Annotated in this window: 19 protein-coding genes; 7 read left to right on the top strand and 12 right to left on the bottom strand. The window is 71.8% G+C overall.

The window, feature by feature from the left end; all coding sequences use genetic code 11:
* From N869_RS05505 to N869_RS05515, 3 genes are all read left to right on the top strand, one after another.
* Positions 1 to 1,892: serine hydrolase domain-containing protein (locus tag N869_RS05505; protein WP_035058948.1), on the top strand; the 1,892-nt coding region annotated here is incomplete at its 5' end.
* A gap of 26 nt (positions 1,893 to 1,918) precedes the next feature.
* Positions 1,919 to 3,196, top strand: coding sequence for a sensor histidine kinase (locus N869_RS05510; RefSeq protein WP_052105095.1), 1,278 nt, complete (start codon positions 1,919 to 1,921; stop codon positions 3,194 to 3,196).
* Complete coding sequence (locus tag N869_RS05515) at positions 3,193 to 3,855, top strand: response regulator (RefSeq protein WP_035058951.1); 663 nt, start codon at positions 3,193 to 3,195, stop codon at positions 3,853 to 3,855. The genes N869_RS05510 and N869_RS05515 overlap by 4 nt, the downstream gene beginning before the upstream one ends.
* Positions 3,856 to 4,112: 257 nt before the next feature.
* Here the strand turns inward: N869_RS05515 and N869_RS05520 are convergent, their stop codons facing one another.
* From N869_RS05520 to N869_RS05540, 5 genes are all read right to left on the bottom strand, one after another.
* Positions 4,113 to 4,949, bottom strand: coding sequence for a hypothetical protein (locus N869_RS05520; RefSeq protein ID WP_035058953.1), 837 nt, complete (start codon positions 4,947 to 4,949; stop codon positions 4,113 to 4,115).
* Positions 4,946 to 5,596, bottom strand: coding sequence for a hypothetical protein (locus N869_RS05525; protein ID WP_156968362.1), 651 nt, complete (start codon positions 5,594 to 5,596; stop codon positions 4,946 to 4,948). Before N869_RS05525 ends, N869_RS05520 begins: the two co-directional genes overlap by 4 nt.
* 246 nt (positions 5,597 to 5,842) lie before the next feature.
* Positions 5,843 to 6,493 carry a hypothetical protein gene (locus N869_RS05530; protein WP_156968363.1) on the bottom strand — a complete coding sequence of 217 codons (651 nt, stop codon included), beginning with the start codon at positions 6,491 to 6,493 and terminating at the stop codon, positions 5,843 to 5,845.
* A 161-nt stretch (positions 6,494 to 6,654) separates the two neighbouring features.
* The gene (locus N869_RS05535; RefSeq protein WP_156968364.1) at positions 6,655 to 8,370 is read right to left on the bottom strand and encodes a putative T7SS-secreted protein; all 1,716 of its coding nucleotides are present in this window, start codon (positions 8,368 to 8,370) and stop codon (positions 6,655 to 6,657) included.
* 2 nt (positions 8,371 to 8,372) lie between these two features.
* Positions 8,373 to 8,711: a hypothetical protein gene (locus N869_RS05540; protein WP_198025973.1), complete on the bottom strand. Its 339-nt coding sequence runs from the start codon at positions 8,709 to 8,711 to the stop codon at positions 8,373 to 8,375.
* A 139-nt stretch (positions 8,712 to 8,850) separates the two neighbouring features.
* Here N869_RS05540 and N869_RS17300 point away from each other — a divergent pair, with 139 nt between their 5' ends.
* Together N869_RS17300 and N869_RS05545 are read left to right on the top strand one after the other, a co-directional pair.
* Positions 8,851 to 8,991: a hypothetical protein gene (locus tag N869_RS17300; protein ID WP_156968365.1), complete on the top strand. Its 141-nt coding sequence runs from the start codon at positions 8,851 to 8,853 to the stop codon at positions 8,989 to 8,991.
* 57 nt (positions 8,992 to 9,048) lie between these two features.
* Positions 9,049 to 9,921, top strand: a complete 873-nt coding sequence (locus N869_RS05545) for an HAD family hydrolase (protein ID WP_332248751.1) — start codon at positions 9,049 to 9,051, stop codon at positions 9,919 to 9,921.
* 1 nt (position 9,922) lies between these two features.
* On the opposite strand, the gene N869_RS16425 is transcribed toward N869_RS05545, so the two are convergent.
* From N869_RS16425 to N869_RS05570, 6 genes are all read right to left on the bottom strand, one after another.
* Complete coding sequence (locus tag N869_RS16425; RefSeq protein ID WP_052105097.1) at positions 9,923 to 12,559, bottom strand: putative bifunctional diguanylate cyclase/phosphodiesterase; 2,637 nt, start codon at positions 12,557 to 12,559, stop codon at positions 9,923 to 9,925.
* A gap of 3 nt (positions 12,560 to 12,562) precedes the next feature.
* Positions 12,563 to 13,729, bottom strand: coding sequence for an FIST signal transduction protein (locus N869_RS05555; RefSeq protein WP_198025974.1), 1,167 nt, complete (start codon positions 13,727 to 13,729; stop codon positions 12,563 to 12,565).
* A gap of 119 nt (positions 13,730 to 13,848) precedes the next feature.
* Positions 13,849 to 14,868, bottom strand: a complete 1,020-nt coding sequence (locus N869_RS05560; protein ID WP_035058964.1) for a LacI family DNA-binding transcriptional regulator — start codon at positions 14,866 to 14,868, stop codon at positions 13,849 to 13,851.
* Positions 14,869 to 14,921: 53 nt separating this feature from the next.
* Positions 14,922 to 15,020 (bottom strand): 30S ribosomal protein bS22, encoded by a 99-nt coding sequence (locus N869_RS16890; protein ID WP_003792170.1) that lies wholly within the window; start codon positions 15,018 to 15,020, stop codon positions 14,922 to 14,924.
* A gap of 120 nt (positions 15,021 to 15,140) precedes the next feature.
* On the bottom strand, positions 15,141 to 15,350 hold the full coding sequence (locus tag N869_RS05565) for a helix-turn-helix domain-containing protein (RefSeq protein ID WP_035058967.1): 210 nt from the start codon (positions 15,348 to 15,350) through the stop codon (positions 15,141 to 15,143).
* A gap of 141 nt (positions 15,351 to 15,491) precedes the next feature.
* Positions 15,492 to 16,721: an acetoin utilization protein AcuC gene (locus N869_RS05570; protein WP_084136490.1), complete on the bottom strand. Its 1,230-nt coding sequence runs from the start codon at positions 16,719 to 16,721 to the stop codon at positions 15,492 to 15,494.
* Positions 16,722 to 16,848: 127 nt separating this feature from the next.
* Here N869_RS05570 and N869_RS05575 point away from each other — a divergent pair, with 127 nt between their 5' ends.
* Both N869_RS05575 and N869_RS05580 read left to right on the top strand, forming a co-directional pair.
* Entirely contained in the window at positions 16,849 to 18,237 is a 1,389-nt protein-coding gene (locus N869_RS05575) for a TrkH family potassium uptake protein (RefSeq protein ID WP_408606341.1), read from the top strand.
* Positions 18,230 to 18,895 (top strand): potassium channel family protein, encoded by a 666-nt coding sequence (locus N869_RS05580; protein WP_035058970.1) that lies wholly within the window; start codon positions 18,230 to 18,232, stop codon positions 18,893 to 18,895. The genes N869_RS05575 and N869_RS05580 overlap by 8 nt, the downstream gene beginning before the upstream one ends.
* Before the next feature lie 33 nt (positions 18,896 to 18,928).
* Here the strand turns inward: N869_RS05580 and N869_RS16430 are convergent.
* Positions 18,929 to 19,931: copper resistance D family protein (locus N869_RS16430; protein ID WP_198025975.1), on the bottom strand; the 1,003-nt coding region annotated here is incomplete at its 5' end.

Genomic DNA, 19,931 nt, shown 5'->3' on the forward strand with positions numbered 1-19,931 from the left:
GGTCGGCGGCACCACCCCCCGACCCGCCCGCCACGGAAGAGGCCTCCGTCGAGGGCCTGACCCGCGCCGACGTCGACGCGTGGCTCGACCGGACCATCCCGGCCGGGATCGAGGCCGGTCGCATCGCCGGCGCGACCGTGGCCGTGGTGCACGACGGCCAGATCCTCGCCGCCCGCGGGTTCGGTGAGGCGGACGTCGCCGCCGGCACCCCCGTCGACGCCGAGTCCACCCTGTTCCGGGTGGGGTCGGTGACGAAGCTGGTGACCGCGACCGCCGTCATGCAGCTCGTCGAACGTGGTGAGGTCGACCTGGACACCGACGTCGAGCAGTACACGGGCCTGGACCTGCCCCACGACCACTCGGTCACGTTGCGGCACCTGCTCAGCCACACGCCCGGGTACGAGGAGCGGGCCGCCGGGATCATCGGCCGACCAGGGGTGACCGTGGACCTGCGCCGGTCCCTGCTGCAGGACCCACCCGCCCAGGTGTACGAGCCGGGCACCACGCCCGCGTACTCGAACTACGGCATCGGGCTCGCCGGGTACGTCGTCGAGGCCGTGAGCGGCATGCCGTTCGAGGACTACGTCGACCAGAACGTCCTCGCCCCGGCCGGGATGACGTCGTCATCGTTCGCCCAGCCCCTCCCGGACCACCTGGCCGCCCGCGTCGCCCTGGGGTACCCGACGTCGGACGACCCACCGGTCCCCTTCGAGATGGTCGGGGTGCCGCCCGCCGGGGCGTTGAGCGCCACGGCCACGGACATGGCCCGGTTCATGCTCGCGCACCTGGGCGACCCCACCGGCACGCAGATCCTCACCGACGGGACCCGCAGGCTCATGCGCGAACCCGCCCTCGACGACACCACCCTGGGAGCCCTGGCCGCCGGCCCGCGCATGACCCTGGGCTGGTTCGACGAGTCCCGCAACGGGCGGACCGTCCTCGGGCACGGTGGCGACACCCTCGCGTTCCACTCCCACCTGCAGCTGTGGCCCGAGGACGACACCGGCATCTTCGTGTCCTTCAGCAGCACCGGCAGCGACCACGCCGTCCACCTGCTGCGTGACGCCGTGCTCGACGGGTTCGCCGACAGGTACTTCCCCGCCGGCGACACCGAACCCAGCACCGTCGACGACGCGACCCGGGCAGCGCACGCCCAAGCCCTGGCCGGCACGTACGAGGGCACGCGCGGGTTCCACACCACGTTCCTCACCGTCGCAGGCCCGCTGCAGCCGATCACCGCCCAGGTCGTCGACGGTGACCGGGTGCGGTTCTCGGCCGGGGTGGGGCAGCTGCGCCCTGCCGTCTACGAGGAGGTCCGGCCGTGGGTGTACCGGGAGGTCGACGGCCACCGTGTGCTCGCGGTGCAGACCGACGCCGACGGTCGGGTGCAGCTCATCGGCCACGACTCGGCGATGTCGCTGATGCCGGTGAGCGCCGCCCGGTCAGCAGCGGTGCCCGCCCTCGGCGCGGGTGCCGCGGTGCTGCTGGTGACCCTGATCGCATGGCCCGTCGGGGCACTCGTGCGCCGGGTGCGTGGGTCCCGCCAGACCCCGGACGGCGACGTCCCGTCACACACCAGGACCCGCCTGCCGCACATCCTCACCCGGTCCGCCGCCCTGTCAGCCGTCCTGGGACTCCTCACCTGGGTGTACGTGATGGTCACGGTGCTGACCCTGGAGCCGCTGCCCGATGCCGTCATCCGGGTGGCGCAGGTCCTGACGGCCCTGGGGGTGCTGGGGTTCCTGGCCGCGGTGTGGCGGTTGACCGCTGAGGTCCGCACCCGCTCGGGCTGGTTCCGGGTCACGACCGCCACCGTCGTGCTGCTCGGGTTCGCCGCGCTCTCCTTCGGCGCGAACGAGCTGCTGCTCCTGTCCCCCGACATCACCTACTGACCGCCCCGCGCGGGAGGATGACCCTCATGCACCCCGACCAGCTCACGGCCCCCGGCGCGTGGTGGGACGCGCGCCTGACCCGCCTGGGGGTCCGTGGGCCGCTCGCCCGGGACGCGCTGCTCGCGGTGACCACCGCCACGCTGATGGCGTTCGTGGTGATCGCGACGGTCAGGCTCGCACCCCCCGACCTGGCCCTCGACCCGGGGCTCGAGCCCTGGTTCGTGGGCCTGGCGGTCGCCCAGTCCCTGGTGCTCGTGCTGCGACGGGTGCACCTGGGGGTGTGCGTCGCCGTGACCGTCGGGGCGCAGGTCGTGATGGTGGCGTTCAGCCCTGAGGTGTCGGTCCGGAACCTGTCGGTGATCGTCGTGGCCGCCACGATCGGCACCACCCACCCCGCGGGCCGGGCGCTGCGTGGTGCCCTGGCCGTCGGGCTGGTCGAGGCGTTCGCCTCCACCGGCGCCGTCCTGGTCCGGGGCGGGGGCGCGCAGAACGTGGTGCAGCACTCGGTGTCCGCGCTGCTCGTGTGGGTGGGGGCGGCGTTGGTGGGCACCTATCTCGCGACCCGTCGGGACCACCTGCTGCTGGTGCAGGAGCGCGCCGTCCAGCTGGAACGCGAGCGCGACACCCGGGTGCGCGCGGCCGTCACGGACGAGCGGGCCCGGCTCGCCCGTGAGCTGCACGACGTGGCCGCCCACCACCTGTCCGGGATGGTGGTGCAGGCTGCGGCCGTGGAGCGGCTCGTCGACCGTGACCCTGATGCGGCACGCGCCGGTGCGGTGTGGTTGCGCGACCAGGGGCGCGAGACCCTCGACAACCTCCGTCAGGTGGTCGGGCTGCTGCGCGAGGACCACGGCGACGACGTCGACGGCCTGGCGCCCGTGCCGGGGGTCTCGGCGCTGGACCACCTGGTCCGCACGGCGCAGGACCTCGGCGACGACGTCACCCTCGACCACACCGGTGACCCTGTCCCGTTGCCGCCCCTGGCGGACGTGTCGGTGTTCCGGGTGGCGCAGCAGGCCGTGACGAACGCCCGCCAGCACTCGCCCGGCGCCGCCGTGCGCGTGCACGTCGCGCACGAACCGGGTGCGGTGGTGCTGACCGTGCGCAACGGGCCGTCGCCTTCGACGGCCCCGCCTGCGGCGTCCTCATCGGGGCGGGGTGGGCACGGTGGGGTGGGTCTGGCAGTCATGCGGGAACGCGCAGCACTGGTGGCGGGCGAGCTGGAGACGGGCCCGACCGACGACGGCGGGTGGCAGGTCCGGTTGCGGGTGCCCGTCGCCGACGAGGACGGGAGCCGGTCATGATCCGGGTGGCGCTGGTCGACGACCAGGCGGTGGTGCGGGCCGGGTTCCGGGTGCTTCTCGAGGACCACGAGGACCTTGAGGTCGTCGGGGAGGCGTCCAGCGGGCCCGAGGCCGTGACCATGGTGCGCCGCACCCGACCCGACGTGGTGTGCATGGACGTGCGGATGCCCGGTGGTGACGGGCTGACCGCCACCCGCCAGATCGTCGCCGGACGTGACGGTGACCTGCCCGCGGTACTGGTCGTCACCACCTTCGACCTGGACGACTACGTGTTCGGGGCCTTGGAGGCCGGGGCGAGCGGCTTCATCCTCAAGGACTGCGACCCCGACGACCTCGCCCATGCCGTCCGCCGCCTCGCGCAAGGCCAGGGGATGGTCGACCAGGCCGTCACCCGGCGCGTCATCGCCGAGTTCGCCCGACGACGCCCCGCACCCGAGCCCGACCACGCCGCCGGGCTCCTGACACCACGTGAACGTGACATCGTCCGTCTCCTTGCCGAGGGCATGTCCAACGCCGAGATCGCCGCCGCCCTGCACGTCGAACCCTCCACCGTGAAGTCCCACCTGGGACGCGCCATGACCAAGCTCGACACCCGCGACCGGCTGCAGACCGTCGTCTGGGCGTACCGGACAGGGGTCGCTACGCTCCCGACACGGTGATGCGGCGGCGCGGTGGGCGCGGCGGGTACGTCATGGCCCGAGAGCGCCCCCGTGGCCGGGCACCATCTGGATCCAGCTCGACATCACGGTCGACAGCCCGACCCTCACCTGCACGACCTACCAGGACCAGGAGCTTCGGATGTGGGAACTGTTCGTCGCCGTCGGCGCCTTGGGCCTGATCGGCTTCGTGAGCTACCTGGTCTGGCTCGCTCGCGGCGAGGGACGCCACTGACCGCAAGCCGGACCAGGTGTCACCATCACGGGGTAGGGGGCTTCAGCTCGTCGACGTGGCCCCCCATGTCTGCGAGCTGGTCGACGGGGGCGTCGACCTCGTAGACGCCCGGCTCGACCTCCTGGGCGTCCACGGTGCGTGCCACGTCGGGCAGGCACGTGTCCAGGAGCAACCTGGCGGTTCCGCCACCGGAGCGGATGACGCGGGCCGGGTTGCCCTTCCAGGTGCAGGTGACGACCCGCTCGAACACCTGCTCGCACTCCGCGCGGTGGGCCCCCCGGACGGACACCCGCGGCCGGACCTGCTCGAACCCCTGGGGGACGTCCTCGGAGAGGACGACGAGCTCGAGGACGTCACCTGCCGGATCGACGAGGTCCGCGGGAAGCTCGACGCCGCTCCACGTGACGCGTGTGCCGGTGAGGTGCGTGGGCGGCGCCCACTGGTGTGCACCCACCCATCCGCGGGCGGCCCCGTGGTAGGCGGTGAGGACCTCCTCACGTCCGTCGGCGTGGAGGCGCCACAGCTCTGCGCCGCGGGGGTACCGGGTGCGCTGCAGCAACCACACGGGCGTGAGGTCGGTGGCGTGCAGGAAGCCTGTCGCGAACGCCGGCCAGGGGGCGTCCGGTGTGCTGGCCTTGCCCACGCGCATGGTCGGGAGCAACGGGAAACGCACCACGTCGACCCACTGGGGGTCCTCCCCCATGTGCTCAGCACCCAACCCGTAGGCCTTGATCAACGCGTCAGGGGTGCGGAGCGGAGCCGCGTCCGCCGCGTCGACGACCGGGCCGCCCACGTCGCTCAGCCCCTCCTCACGGACGCGCGCAGACAAGGCGGGTGTCAGCAGCTTCTGCAGGACGATCATCGTGGCTCCTTCATGGTGACGTGGTGGTCGTGCTCGTGGATCTGGTGGCTGCGGATCTCGAGGAACTCGACGTCCAGGACGTAGCCCGAATCAGCGTCCCCGGCCATCTGCCGGTAGGACACCTGCCTGCTCTCGTGGAACATCCGCACCCGCACATGCCGCCGGTCGAGCACCTCCATCCACACGTCCTCCCCCTGCCACACCGCCGAGGCCGACCGCGTGAACACCCTGCTCACGAACCGAACCGGCACCCGCACAACACGACCATCGCGCCCACGACGCCCCAGCGTCTCACCCGAAGCAGGCACCGGGTCACCCATCCCCAGGTGCAACGTCACCACACCCGACCCTTGATCCCACCGCGCCCCGTACTCATGCCCCCGATACACCGCCCGCACCCCCAACGGCGGCACACGACCAGTATCAGACCACGCACTGTCGATCTCCCTGAACGTGACATCCGTCAACTCCACGAACGGCACCTCAAGCTCCCACCCCGAGTACTGGTCCCCCCGCATCCCCTGCTCAGCAGCCCACCTCGGATCAGCGTCGTAGAGCAACAGCACCCGCTCATCATCCAAGACCCGCACACCCACGACCTCACCCCGCCACCGGGCGCGCATCGACCGCAAGAAGAGCCGATCCACGTCCACCTCACGCACACGGACCCGCTCACCACAGCCGGCTACCCCCGCCACAACCACCCCAGAATCGGGCACAGGGTCGCCCCTCGAGATGAACAACGTCACCACACCCGTGGCGGCATCACGCACCGCCGCGTACTCATGCCCCCGAAAGAACGCCCGATCACCACACCCAGGCAGATCTCGCAGCGACACGGACCCCATCACCCCACAAGCACCCAACCCGTCTCACTCAAAGAGAAGGGAAACTCACGGACCCAGATCACGCTCATGAACACAGTATTTCTCGATCGACAGGAAATTCACGTCGGCCGTGAACCACCCCTGTGAGTCGCGGACCATCCCATATCGCTCCACATTCAGGCTCTCCTCACGCATGCGCACACGAACGCGCCGGCGATCCAGCACATCCATCTGCACCTCATCACCACGCCACACCGCTGAGGCCGACCGCGTGAACACCCTGCTCACGAACCGAACCGGCACCCGCACAACACGACCATCGCGCCCACGACGCCCCAGCGTCTCACCCGCAGCAGGCACCGGGTCACCCATCCCCAGGTGCAACGTCACCACACCCGACCCTTGATCCCACCGCGCCCCGTACTCATGCCCCCGATACACCGCCCGCACCCCCAACGGCGGCACACGACCGGTATCAGACCACGAAGACTCCACCTCCTCCACCTGCGGATCACTCAGCTCACCCGCAGGAACAACACGCTCCCACCCGGTGAACTGACTCCCCACCATCCCCAACCCCTCAGCCACCGCCGGATCACTCGAATACAACACCCGCACCGACCCACCATCAACACGATTCACCACATGCACCCGCACACCACGCCACACAACCGAGACGTGCCGGGTGAAAATCCTCGCCACATCCACCTCAGGCACAGGAGACCACTCAGAATCGTCACGGCTAGGCCCCGAACCCGCACCCCGAACACGAAGCAAAACCTCACCAGACCCAGTCGAACGCCCCGCCTCGTACTCCCGACCGCGATAGACCGCATACCGCCCCGGATCCGGGAATCGTGGCACAACTGCTGGGTCGCTCACAGAACACGTTCCCATCCCGACGAGCCGAGCACGGCCCTCAACCGCTGGGTACCGTCAGCCTGCACCTCCCACATCTCAGCACCCCTCTCCATCCTGACAGGCTCGCCAAACCGGTATTCCGGTACAAGCTCCGGTGACTTAGTAAATCCGTTACCGGTGTAAGGATTCCCCCACCCATCCGTACTTCCACTCCCACCCATGTCACGAAATCTGCTCACCTCTGGAGCGTCATCTCCAACTCTCCACCGAATCACCATGTCCGATGCGCGGTCCGGGGGGAAGGTGCGCCCTCCGTCGTAATCGAGGCGCAGCGCGTCGCCGAGCTTCTGCGGCGTGCTGTAGCTCGCGACGTCCTCGGCCCGGGCTACCGATCCGCTGATGCGGGTGGGATCCGCACCGGGCTCGGGATCGAGCAGCTGCCTGGCCTGGTCGGGGGTCAGCACCTTCTGGACGATGTCGTCGCGGGTGGGCGGCGGAAGCCGGTCGTTGAGCTCCATGATCACCGCCCGTTGCGCGGGCGTGAGGTCTGAGACGGGCGTGTCGACGATCGCCCGCACCAGGTCGTCCCGGGTCCACTGGGCCTCCCCGTGCCGGCTGAACACAGCGGGATCGGCCAAGAACCGGTCGATGACGTTCCTGGAGCTGCGGGTCAGGTCCAGCTGGTCGACGGCGTACGCGACGGTGTGCTGTGCACCGTTCGCGAGCGCCACGCTCGTGGGCGTCGGCACCGGTGGGCCGTCGGCGCTCCGCGACAGGCGCGCGAGGTCGCCTGCCGCGTCCAGAGCGTCGTCGCCCAGCCTGAGGCCGCGCAACGCCGCACCGCCGGTCCCGGCCGTGAGGACGGTGGCGATGGCGTCGGGCAGCAGTCGTCCCAGGGCCCTGCCCGGGTCGTCCGCCCAGGTGTCCAGGTCCAGCAGGGCACGTCCCATCTGCTTCCCGAACTCCCATGGGTCGGCCCGCAAGGCATCCATGAGCTGTCCGGGGACCTCAGCGGCGAGCCGGTGGCGTGCGATGAGCTCTTCTGCGGTCAGGCGCCCGGTGGTCAACGCCCAGACGTCCTCGATCATGGAGATCGGGGCCAACGGTGTCAGCGTCACCAGGCCCCACAGCGACTCGCCGGCACCATGGACCACCCCGCCGAGGAACGCCAGCCCGGACTCGGCCCAGTTCCTGCGGTCCGGGGCGGCCTCGCACGCCGCGCGCACCTGGTCCGCGCACGAGGCCGCGGCCGCGTCCACCTGACTGACGGCGGCGTCGTACGCCGCGACCGCCTGCGCACGGATCGCCGTACCGGTGTCCACGAAGTCCATGAAGCCCACCGGGACGATCGCTGTGCCCCACGTGCTCATCGCCTCGTCCTGGCGCCGCGCGAGATCACGTTCCCAGGCGGCCCGGTCCAGGGCGGTCTGGCGCTCGCCCCGCTCGTACTCGGCGCGGGCGGCCTCCGCGGCTCGCTGCGCCGCCTCCAGGACGGTCGCGAAACGCTCGTACGCGCCCGCAGCGGCAGAGAACCCGTCCGCGGCGTCGGACCACCGCCGTGGCTCGGTGCGGAGGACGTCCCGGAACCGGTCCGCCGCCCGCCCCGTCCACCCCTCCGTCGTCAGGCGTTCCAACGCCGCGGCCGCATCACCGAACACGGTGGCCTGGGCCTCGAGCAGCTGCGACGCCGCACGGACCTCGACCGGTTCACCGGTGATCGTGAACGTGGGCATCGTCAGGCCTGGCCCGCCGCCCACGCCTTGACGGCCGAACCTGCACCGGCAATCCGTTCCGCGCCCTCGCGGTCCAGCTCGGCGTAGCTCATCGCCACCCGCGCCAGACGGCCCGCGAGCTCGCTCGTGTCACGGCACAGGTTGTTCGCACCGATCTCCCACCGGGCCCTGAACTCCTGGGTCGCGTCCCACAGCACGTCGTGCCCCACGGCCTGCCGGGAGGGCAGCAGATGCTTGACGTCCTTGGCGCGGAAGGTCTCGACCGTGTCGGCCATCTGCTCCGCAGCGGTGGCCACCACCGGCAGATCCACCTCGAAGTCGTACCCCGCCATCGCGGTCACCCCCTCCTCCGGGCCATGACGATCGCCCACCACGGCTGGCCCGAACCGTAGTGGACGGCGACCGCGGGTCCCCGCGGCGGCACCCGTCGAGGCGAACGGGGACATCGCCGGCTGGGAACGCAGCACCCTGTCACGCGCCATGCAGGACGGGCACCAGATCGAGCTCCGCACCTCCGTCACCCACCTGACCGATGCCCTGGCCGCCCTCGAGGCGGCGATCGCCCAGCACCGCGAGAGCGCCCGCCGGGTCGAGGTCCGCAACGTGGCGCTGCTGGACTGATCACCGCGGTCCCCAGGCGGGATGTGGGTGGACGGTGGCCGACGTTAGGGTGGGGGTGTGGCCGAGCCGACATCATCCTTCGGCGTCGATCCCGACGTGTCAGCGGCCGCCGCGGTCGAGGCAGGTGGCGCGGAGGCGCCGGTGCCCCCGCAGACGGGCACCGCGGCGTTCTTCGACCTGGACAACACGATCATCCGCGGTGCGAGCGCGTTCCACCTGGCGATGGGGCTGCGAAGCCGTGGGTTCTTCGGCACGACGGACCTGGTGCGGTTCGCGTTCCACCAGTCCCGGTACCTGATGTTCGGTGAGAACCTGCGCCAGATCGACACCGTGCGGTCCCGGGCCCTGTCGATCGTCGCGGGCCGGTCCGTCGCCGAGATCACCGCGATCGGTGAAGAGGTGTGGGACGAGGTGCTGTCGCTGCGGATCTTCCCGGGCACGCAGCGGCTCCTCACCGACCACCTCGAGCGCGGTCACCAGGTGTGGATCATCACGGCGAGCCCCGTGGAGATCGGGGAGCTGATCGGACGCCGTCTGGGTGTCACCGGTGCCCTGGGGACCGTGGCCGAGCACGTGGACGGGTTCTACACCGGTCGCCTCGTCGGAGACATGCTGCACGGTCAGGCGAAGGCGGCCGCGGTGCAGGAGGTCGCCCGGGCCCAAGGGCTGGACCTGTCGACGTGCTACGCCTACGGGGACTCCACCCACGACGTGCCGATCCTGTCGTCCGTGGGGCACCCCGTCGCGATCAACCCCGACGCCCGGTTGCGGCGGCACGCGCGTGCCGTGGGGTGGCCGGTGCGGGAGTTCCGGGGGCGTCGCCGTGCCGCTGCCCGCCGTGGCGTGCACGCCGCGAGCCTGGCGGGCGTCGCGTGGGTGGCGGGCCTGGTGCTGCGGTCGGTCCGGCGGGCTTTGCGCGCCGAGGGGTGACCTACCTGCCGGTCACCAGGTCCATGCCGGTCCCGGTGCGGAGCAGCTCGGCGGCGGCCTCAGCCGGCACAGGGCGGGAGAACAGGTAGCCCTGCGCCTGGCGGCACCCCAGCGCCAGCAGCTCCTCCCGCTGCTCCTGGGTCTCGACCCCCTCGGCGACGACCTGCAGGTCAAGGGACCGCGCCACCGCCAGGACCGCCTGGACCAGGCCCCGCTCGGCGCGGTCGGCGGTCAACCTGCTCACGAACAGCCGGTCGATCTTCAGGGCCTCGACGGGCAACCGGGTCAGGTCACCGAGGTTGGAGTACGCGGTACCGAAGTCGTCGAGCGCGAACCGCACCCCCGACCGGTGCATCTCGTGGGCGAACACCGACACCTCGCTGCGCACCGAGCTGTGCTCGGTGACCTCCAGCCACACGTCCCGGGGCTGGACACCCGCAGCCGTGATGCCCTGCAGGTACCGGGCGGCGGCCGTCGGGTCGTGCAGCTGGGCGGCGGACACGTTCACGCTCATGCGCAGGGCCCGGCCCGGGTGCTCGGCCTGCCACTCGGCCAGCTGCCGGCACGCCTCGTCCAGGACCCACGTGCCGATGTCCGCGATCAGGCCCGTCTCCTCCGCGACCGGGATGAACTGGTCCGGCGGGACCAGCCCACGCACCGGGTGGAGCCACCGCACCAGGGCCTCGAAACCGAGGACCGCCCCGTCCAGGAGGTCCACCAGGGGTTGGTAGTGCACCACCAGCTCGTCGCGGGCGACGGCGTGGGCGAGATCCGAGCGCAGCTCCAACCGGTCCAGGGCCCTGCGGGAGGCTGCCTCGTCGAACACCTGCACCCCGCCACGGCCCGCGCCCTTCGCCGCGTACATCGCCGCGTCCGCGTCACGCAGCAGGGCGCCCGGCTCAGCCGAACGCCGGCTCCCCAGGACCCCCCCGATGCTCGCTGTCACCTCGACCGGCTCACCGCGCAGCAGGAACGACCCCGACAACGCCGAGACCACGCGCTGCCCCGCCTGCTCCACCTCTGCGTGGTCACACACGCCGTCCAGGGCGATGACGAACTCGTCCCCACCGAAGCGCGCCAGCAGGTCACCGCCCCGCACGCACCCCCGCAACCGGTCGGCGACCTGGACCAGCAGCTCGTCACCGGCCTCGTGGCCCAGGCGGTCGTTGACCTCCTTGAACTTGTCGAGGTCGCAGAACAGCACCCCGACGCACGAGTCCGCCTCACGGGCGAGGGCCGCCTCCAACCAGTCGGCGGTCAACGTGCGGTTCGCCAACCCCGTCAAGGGGTCGTGCATGGCACGGTGGCGCAGCTCCTCCTCCAGGCGCCGGCGCTCGTCCACCACGCGGGAGGACAGCACCAGGCGGGTGTCGGAGCCGGGGGCGGGGCGCAGCGCGCTCTCCACCCACCGCCACGTGCCCTCGTCCGCAGCCGCCGAACCCGGACGGGTACGCACCCGGTACTCCACCCGGGGGTGGCACATCGGTTGGGCGATCGCCGTCCGCAGCAACGGCTGGTCGTCGGGGTGGACCAGGTCCAGGACGGCGCGCCCCAGCAGGTCCGGGACGGTGTGACCCAGGGCGCGTTCGTGGGAGGGAGAGGCGTAGGCGAACAGCCCGCGCCCGTCGACGACCGCCACCATGTCGCTGATCGAGTCCGTGATCAGCCGCAACGACGCCTCGCTGGCCGCCAGCGCCCGGTACAGCTCGGCGTTGGACATCGCGGCGGCGACGGACGTGGCCACCACCGTCGCAGACTCCAGCGCGTCCTTGGAGAACGTGCGGCCATCACGCCGGTAGGCGTACAGGACAGCCATGCAGCTGCCGTCACGCACCACCGGCGCGGCCAGGACCGCCGACCCGTCGGGGGCCGTCCCGCGGAACGGCGCCCCGCCGCACGCGGTCTCCCACCCGGGACGCCCCGGGTCCGGGTCGTCGACCAGGACCAGCTCGGCGCGGTCGGCGTCGGCGACCTGGGGCAGCACCTGGGTCGCCTCGCGCTGCAGCGCCTCCAGGTCCAGGACGCTCGCGAGCCGGTGACCCGACCGGGCCAGCTGCTCCAGGGCCGCACTGCGCTCACGGGACTCCACCGCGAGCCGCAGACGGGACGCCACCGAGCCGATGATCTGCACCTCGGTGGGGGTGAACGGCTCGGTGGTGCACCGGTACAGAACGAGCAGCTCGTCGACGCGGTCCTCCCCCGCGCCGACCGGCACCCACACCGCAGAACCAGTGACCAGACCCTCGAGGGTGGGCGGCACGTCCTCGGGCGAGAGGTCTGCACCGGCGAGGCTCACGACCCGTCCGCGGGTCGCGGCGACGGCTGCCGCACCGGCGATCGGCAGGCCCTCGACGTGGACGGGATCGTCCTCGGACGTGCCGCACGAGCCCGTCACGAGCAACCGGTCGGACGTCACCCGCAGCGCCAGGACCAGCTCGGCGGAGAACACCTCCGAGAGCACCAGGAGGGTCTCCTCCACGAGCTCGGCCGGGGACGAGGGCTTGCCCAGGACCGTCAGCACCCGGATCAGGCGCGAGCTGTGCCGGTACGCGTCGCTGGCCGCGGTGATCGCGATGTCGAGCTGGGACCGCAGGTCCTGTTGCGACGGTGCTGCCGCGGGCCGGTGACGGGTGACCATCGACTACAGGGCGAGCGCGGTGATCGTCGCGTTGTGATAGCCGGACACGCTGGTGGTACGGGCGAACTCCCCGTACGTGTAGAACCCGAACGTGGACACCGGTGCGGCGGCCCGGTGCAGCAGCTCGGCCTCCTCGGCGCTGCGATCCGCCAGCAGGTCCATGCGGGCCACGCAGCTGAACGTGAGGATCACCGACGCGTCGTCGGCACCGTCCAGGGCGTCGTTGACGACCGTGTCGCTGACCGCGAGCAGCTCCTCCGGACCGGCGGACATGATCTGGACCGCGCAGTACGGCGGCAGCGGCGAGAAGGTGCGGAGCAGGCCGTCGCCGTCGATGAACGCCCCCCGCACCAGCTGGGACCCGTCGGGCTCGATCAGACCGAACGCGTGCGCCGAGTGGTAGCCGGCGGTCGCGCCCTCGTGGGATATCAACGGGTCCTCGGAGCGGAAGTGCTCGAAGTACACGTCCAGCGCCGGCCTTCCGCCGATCTCGTGGACGGCCGTGCCGTCGACCTTGGTGACCAGCAACGGCAGCCCGTCCGACTGCCAGCCGTGCCCGTAGACCACACGCAGCGGGCGCGGGGACCCGATCCAGACCCCCACCGCACCGTCGTTCAGGACCTCGTCGCCGTGGAAGACGTAGGTCACGTCCAGGGAGCGGTCGGCCCCCGCAGCACCACCGACGACGGGCACCGCAGCGCCGGCGACGTGGTGGATGCCGGCGAGCAGACCGGGAAGGTCACCGGCCAGGCTGTCGGCCAGCAGCATGACAGCCCCGTGCGGTGCGCGCTCGCCCGGCGACGGCAGGACGGCACGGGCGAGCTCGCGGCCGCACTGGTTCGCGTCCTCGTGCAGGCCCCGGACGACGTGGGTGCGGAACTGGTAGGGCTCCCCACCCAGCACCATGAGCGCCACGCCCTCACCCGGCGCCAGGAACTCCCCGTCGCTCAGCTGCCCGCTGCTCGTCGCGCCGACCAGGGGCGCGTCACCGGTGACCTCACGGATCCCGGCCAGGAGCGCGGGCAGGTCGTAGCGGATGGACGCGAACACCAGCACCAGCCCCGGAGTCTCGCCCTGCAGGTGCCTCACGGCCTCCTGCGCGGCCTCACGTCCGGCGGTCGTCGGGTCCCCCTCGCGGCTCAGCGCCGATCCCACACGAAGTTGTCGCACCCGCCCATCATCGCGGTTCATGACCCGTTGTGACAGTCCTGTCACACGATCGGGTCGATCTGAGCACGTATGGGCGGTCGAACAGGTGGTCGCGCTCTCAGCACCCGAGACGATCTTGGTCACTCACCGGAGTCTGCAGCTCGGTCGGCACCGGTCGAGCCGCGTTCCACGAGCCGGAACTCCGCCTGGTGCACCACCGGCTCCACGGGGCCGTCCGCGACGAGCCGACGTTGCAGGAGCCTGACCGCGGTCCGGGCGATCTCAGCGCGCCCGGGAGACACCGACGTCAACGTCGGGTGGCTGAACCGCGCCTCGTCCACGTCGTCGAAGCCCACCACCGCGACGTCCTCCGGCACCGCCACACCGTGGGTGCGCAGCGTGTGGAGCACGCCCAGGGCCAGCGTGTCGGTGACGGCGAAGACCGCGTCGGGGGCCAGGCCCGCGTCCAGCAGGCTCAGGGCGGCGCGCGCCCCGTCCTCACGACCCCAGGCACCCGCGGCCACGACCAACGACTCGTCGTACGGCACCCCGGCGGCGCGCAGCGCCTGCCGGTACCCCGTCAGGCGCAGCCCACCGGCCTTCGACTCCTCACCCGGCGCCGGACCCACCACGGCGATCCGCCGACGCCCCTGCGCGAGCAGCAGCTCGGTCGCCGCCCGGGCCCCGTCCACGTCCGCCATCGTCACGTGGTCGAACGCCGGGTCCAGGACGTCCTCACCGAGGATCACCAGGGGGCCCGCGGCCGACAGGTGGGTGACGTCGGCCGCGGTCAGGGTCACGGGGGCGATCAGCAGCCCGTCGGTGAGCCTGCGGCGCGCACCCCGGAGCGCATCGATCTCAGCGTCGCGGCACGCTGCGGTCGGCTCGACCACGACCGTCAGGCCCTCTTCCGCAGCGCGGGAGATCACCAGGTCGGCCAGCTCGCCGTAGTAGGCGACCGACAGCGCCGGGATCGCCAGACCGATCATGCCCGTGCGGCCGAGTCGCAGGTTTCGCGCCGAGACGTTGACCTGGTAGTCCAGCTCGGCGATCGCGCGGTCCACACGTTCGCGTGTCTCGGCCGAGATGTGGGGTCGATCGTTGACGACGTTCGACACCGTCTTGATCGACACCCCTGCCCGGGCGGCGACGTCATGCATCGTGACCCGGCCCCCCGGGCCCGGCTGTGCGCGGCTCGTGCGAGCCGCGCGGGTCACTTCTTGTTACGACGCTGGTGGCGCGTCTTGCGCAGCAGCTTGCGGTGCTTCTTCTTGGCCATGCGCTTGCGGCGCTTCTTGATGACGGAGCCCACGGGTCCTCACAATGTGATCGGGTTCGCGCGAGGCGATCCCACGCAGGTGGGACGCTGACGCGCTCGGGAAAGTCCGGCCGTCACTCTACCCGGTCACGGGCGCGGGCGCGGCCACCTGCGTCAGGAGGACAGCCGGTCACCCTCGACCGACGACGCCTCCAGGTAGGCGTCCAGCGCGTCCTGCGGGACGCGGAACGAGCGGCCGACGCGGACGGCAGGCAGCTCACCGGCGTGCACCAGGCGGTAGACCGTCATGCGGGACACCCGCATCGTGTCGGCCACCTCGGCGACGGTGAGGTAGCGCATCCGCGCCTGCGACCCACTGGTCATGCTGCCCCGATCTCACGTCAGAGCGTCACCGCGACGCCCCGTCCCACAGCACACGGCCACCGCCGGCACCTGTCACAACCCTAGAGGGTGGCGGTACGGGTGTGAAAGGGGTGACGGGTGGTACTCACCCGCCCGGACCAGTCAGCCGTACACGGGGTCCACGTCCAGGTGCGCGGCCACCGCCGCGCGCACCGCCAGCAGCACCCTGTCGACGTCGTCGGCCGGGTCGTAGCCGCTCGACCACGGCCGCGGCAGGACCAGCGGGCCGTCTCCCATGGTCGCGGGCAGGTCACAGTCCTCCCACTCCTGCACCTGTGCCGACCACTGCGGCGGCACCGCGGTCGCGGTGTCCACCGGCGCGTGGGCGACGACGCCCAGCAGGTGCGCCCACACCCGGGGCACCACCCGCGTGATCGCGTACCCGCCGCCTCCGAGCGCGAGCCACCGACCGTCCGCGACCGCGTGGGCGAGGTCGTGCACCCGCACCATGGCCTCCCGCTGGGCGTCCACGCTCACGTCGAGGTTCGTCAACGGGTCCGAACCGTGCGCGTCGCACCCGTGCTGGCTGACGACCACCTGCGGGTCGAAGGCCCGCACCACCGGCTCGACCACCGCCTCCACCGCCCGCAACCACGGGGCCGAACCCGTGCCCGCGGGCAGCGCGACGTTCACCGCCGTGCCCAACGCCCCCTCGCCCCCCAGATCCGTGTGGTGCCCCGTACCGGGGAACAGCGTCTGCCCCGACTCGTGCACCGAGACGGTCAGGACCCTCGGGTCGCGCCAGAACGCCCGCTCCACCCCGTCGCCGTGGTGGGCGTCGAGGTCGACGTAGGCGACCCTGCGCGCCCCCTGGGCCAGCACCGCCGCGATCGCCGCAGCCGCGTCGTTGTACACGCAGAAGCCCGAGGCCCGACCCCGCATCGCGTGGTGCATGCCCCCGGCGAGGTTCACGGCGTGGTCCACCTCACCCCGCCAGACCGCCAGCGCGAGATCGACACTTCCACCGACGACGCGCGCCGCCGCCTCGTGCATCCCCCGGAACAGCGGGTTGTCCGGCGTGCCCAGGCCGTGGACGTGGTCCGGGGTCCCGTCGTCCGACGCACGCCGGACCGCCTCGACGTACACCGGGTCGTGGACGGCGAGCAGGAGCCCGTCGCCGACGGGGTCGGCGCCGACGAGCTCCAGGTGCTCCAGGAGCCCGAGCTCGCGGGCCAGGCCGAAGGTGAGGTCCAGCCGCAACGGGGCCATGGGATGACCGGGCCCGAAGTCGTACCGCAGCAGCTCCGGCGACCAGACCGCACGGGCCCGGTGCGGCCGGCTGCCCGGGGTGCGGGTGTCCGCAGTGCTGGGGACGGTGGGGCGCTGGGCCATGTCTCACCGTAACGGGACGGGCGCACGTGGCGAGCGGTGCGGGGTCACCGGCCACGACTCGTGCCAGAGTGGGACGTCGACCGTGCCGCGGTCGTCGGGTCGGCGCCGGACGTGGTGCCCTGGGCTGGTGGAGGAGGTGCGGGCGTTGTCCCTGCCCCGGCCCCTGCTCGTGGTGCGGGAGCTCGTCGACGACGTGGCGCGCCGGTCACCCGCCCGGCTGGCCCTGACGGTGTTCGCGTCGGTGATCGCCGTGTTCACCGCGCTGCTGGCCACCCCCCAGGCGACGGCAGGCCCCGGATCGGCACCGTTGGTCGACGCGTTGTTCACCGCGACGTCGGCGGTCTGCGTGACGGGCCTGGTGACGGTGGACACCGCCGTGTACTGGTCGACGTTCGGGCAGACGGTGATCCTGGTCGCGATCAAGATCGGTGGCCTGGGGGTGATGACGCTCGCCTCGCTGCTGGGTGTGGCGGTGTCCAGGCACATGGGCCTGACGCAGCGGATGCTCACCGCCCGGGAGACGAAGGCCGACCGGCTCGGCGAGGTCGGCACCCTGCTGCGGACCGTGGTGGTCGCCTCGACGGTGGTGGAGGTCGCCACCGCCTCCGCCCTGATCCCGCGGTTCCTCGCACTCGGTCACGACGTGGGGACGTCGCTGTGGTGGGGCACGTTCTACGCGGTGTCCGCGTTCAACAACGCCGGGTTCGTCCCCAACGAGGGCGGCATGGCGCCGTTCACCGGCGACTGGTGGATCGAGATCCCGGTGATGCTCGGGGTGTTCGTCGGGTCGTTGGGGTTCCCGGTGATCCTCAACGTGGTGCGCACCTGGAGCCGTCCGCGCCGGTGGGCCCTGCACTCCAAGCTGACGGTGCTGACATCGTTGGTGCTCCTGGTCGCCGGGACGTTGCTGATCGGGGCGTTCGAGTGGCGGCGTGCCGAGACGTTCGGCGACATGGGGTGGCCCACCCGCATCCTGTCGGCCATGTTCACCGGGGTGAACGCCCGTTCCGGCGGGTTCGCCACGGTGGACATCGGGGAGATGACGGAGGCGACGTGGCTGGTCACCGACGCGTTGATGTTCGTCGGTGGTGGCAGCGCGTCGACGGCCGGCGGGATCAAGGCCACGACGTTGGCGGTGCTGTTCCTCGCGATCCGCGCCGAGGCGCGCGGGGACCGGGACATCGAGGCGTTCGGGCGGCGCGTGCACCGGGACCTGGTGCGGGTGGCGATCGCCGTGACGTTCACGTCCGCGACGATCGTCCTGGTGGCGTGCGTGGTGCTGCTGGAGATCACCGGGCTGCCGCTGGACGTGGTCCTGTTCGAGACGATCAGTGCGTTCGCGACGTGCGGTTTGTCCACCGGGATCACCGGTGACCTGCCCGACAGCGCCAAGAACATCCTGACGGTGCTGATGTTCCTGGGCCGGATCGGCCCGATGACCCTGGCGGGGGCCCTGGCCCTGCGGGACCGCAAGCGTGTGGTCCGCCTACCGGAAGAGAGGCCGATCGTTGGCTGAGGACAAGAAGCGGACCGGCGGCGTGCTGGTGATCGGGCTGGGACGGTTCGGCGGCGCGATCGCCAACACCCTGGACCGGCTCGGCCACGAGGTGCTCGCCGTCGAGAAGAACCCGGACCTGGTGCAGTTCTGGTCGGGTCGGGTGCCGGTGATCGAAGCCGACCTGACCAACCCCGACGCGGTGAGCCAGGTCGGTGCACGGGAGTTCGGCGTCGCGGTCGTGGGCGTGGGCACCTCCCTGGAGGCGAGCGTCCTGATCACCGGGAACCTGGTGGACATCGGGGTGCCGCAGATCTGGGCGAAGGCGATCTCGAACGAGCACGCGCGCATCCTGCAGCGCATCGGCGCCCACCACGTGGTGCTACCGGAGGCCGACGCGGGCAACCGGGTGGCGCACCTGGTCTCGGGCAAGCTCCTGGACTACATCGAGGTCGAGGACGGGTTCACGATCGTCAAGATGCGCCCCCCGCGCGAGACGCAGGGGTTCACCATCGGCCAGTCGCAGATCCGCAAGCGCTACGGGGTGACGGTGATCGGGGTCAAGCCCCCCGGCGAGGACTTCGTCTACGCCACCGAGGAGACGCGCATCTCTGCGAACGACCTGCTGATCGTCTCGGGGCACAGCGACCTGCTCGAACGGTTCGCGGCGCGGCCCTGACGGGGCACCAGCCCGCCCGGGCCGCGCCGGAGCTCACTCGTGGACCTCCACGGTGAGGGTGGCGCTGCGGTCCTCGTACACCGACGTGCGCACCCCGACCTCGACCTCCCACGTCCCGGCCAGGGGCAGGGTCAGGTCACCGGTGAAGGTGCCGTCCCCCTGCTCCTGCAGGTAGGTGGTCAGCGGGCCGATGCCCAGGTCGGTGTAGGTCCACTCCACCCTGGGCGGGTCCTGGGGCACCACGGGGCTGCCGTCCTGGTCGGTGACCTGGACCTGGACCTGGTTCGGGCCACGGGTGCCGGGCGTCGCGCGCACGTGAGCGGTGTAGCCGTCGAGGTCGACCTCGCGCACGAGCTCCCCCTCGGCGTCCCCGTCGGTCTCGTCCGTCGTGTCGGCCTCGCCGGTGCCGGTGTGCGCGGCGGCCCCGTCCTCGGGGTCGTCCCGGGGCGGCGGGTGCTGGGAGACCAGCATCCCGGTGAGCGCCAGGACGAGGACCAGGAGGGTCGCCTCGGTGGCCACCGTCCGGCGCAGGCGGGCCCGGGCGTTGCTCTCGGCATCGGCCAGGACGCGTGGGACCAGGCGCAGCCGGTTCCAGCCGCCGATCGCGACCACCAGCACCGCGACGGCCACCTTGGCCAGGAGCGTCCACCCGTATCCCGGGGTGAGGAGCCCCTGGACCGATCCGACGATCTGCCAGCCCAGCACCACACCGGTGACGGCCAGGCCCAGGACGAGCCAGCCGGCGAGCGTCGAGAACCGCGCGACCACGCGGGCCAGGGCCACGGGCACGGGCTCGGCCCGGTGCAGCGTGACGGCCAGGCCGATCAGACCACCGAACCACACCGCTCCGGTGAGGACGTGCAGCGCGTCGGAGGCCATGACCAGCGGCACGATGCCGAACGACCGGCTGTGCCCGACCAGCACGAACGACGCGAGCGCCGCCGCGGCACCGAGCAGCGCGACCACCGCCAGGGGCCGTGCCGCCCGCACCGGGACAGCACCCAGCGGGCCGGTTGCCGCGTCGACGACGTCCCGG

It is taken from the genome of Cellulomonas bogoriensis 69B4 = DSM 16987 (genome assembly GCF_000767165.1).
In the GTDB taxonomy this organism is placed as follows: domain Bacteria; phylum Actinomycetota; class Actinomycetes; order Actinomycetales; family Cellulomonadaceae; genus Actinotalea; species Actinotalea bogoriensis.

Bases quoted from the DNA above. Each gene is read 5' to 3' on its own strand.
- N869_RS05510 (WP_052105095.1), top strand. From the start codon at position 1,919: ATGCACCCCGACCAGCTCACGGCCCCCGGCGCGTGGTGGGACGCGCGC.
- N869_RS05515 (WP_035058951.1), top strand. From the start codon at position 3,193: ATGATCCGGGTGGCGCTGGTCGACGACCAGGCGGTGGTGCGGGCCGGG.
- N869_RS05520 (WP_035058953.1), bottom strand. From the start codon at position 4,949: ATGATCGTCCTGCAGAAGCTGCTGACACCCGCCTTGTCTGCGCGCGTC.
- N869_RS05535 (WP_156968364.1), bottom strand. From the start codon at position 8,370: ATGCCCACGTTCACGATCACCGGTGAACCGGTCGAGGTCCGTGCGGCG.
- N869_RS17300 (WP_156968365.1), top strand. From the start codon at position 8,851: ATGCAGGACGGGCACCAGATCGAGCTCCGCACCTCCGTCACCCACCTG.
- N869_RS16425 (WP_052105097.1), bottom strand. From the start codon at position 12,559: ATGGTCACCCGTCACCGGCCCGCGGCAGCACCGTCGCAACAGGACCTG.
- N869_RS05560 (WP_035058964.1), bottom strand. From the start codon at position 14,868: ATGCATGACGTCGCCGCCCGGGCAGGGGTGTCGATCAAGACGGTGTCG.
- N869_RS05565 (WP_035058967.1), bottom strand. From the start codon at position 15,350: ATGACCAGTGGGTCGCAGGCGCGGATGCGCTACCTCACCGTCGCCGAG.
- N869_RS05570 (WP_084136490.1), bottom strand. From the start codon at position 16,721: ATGGCCCAGCGCCCCACCGTCCCCAGCACTGCGGACACCCGCACCCCG.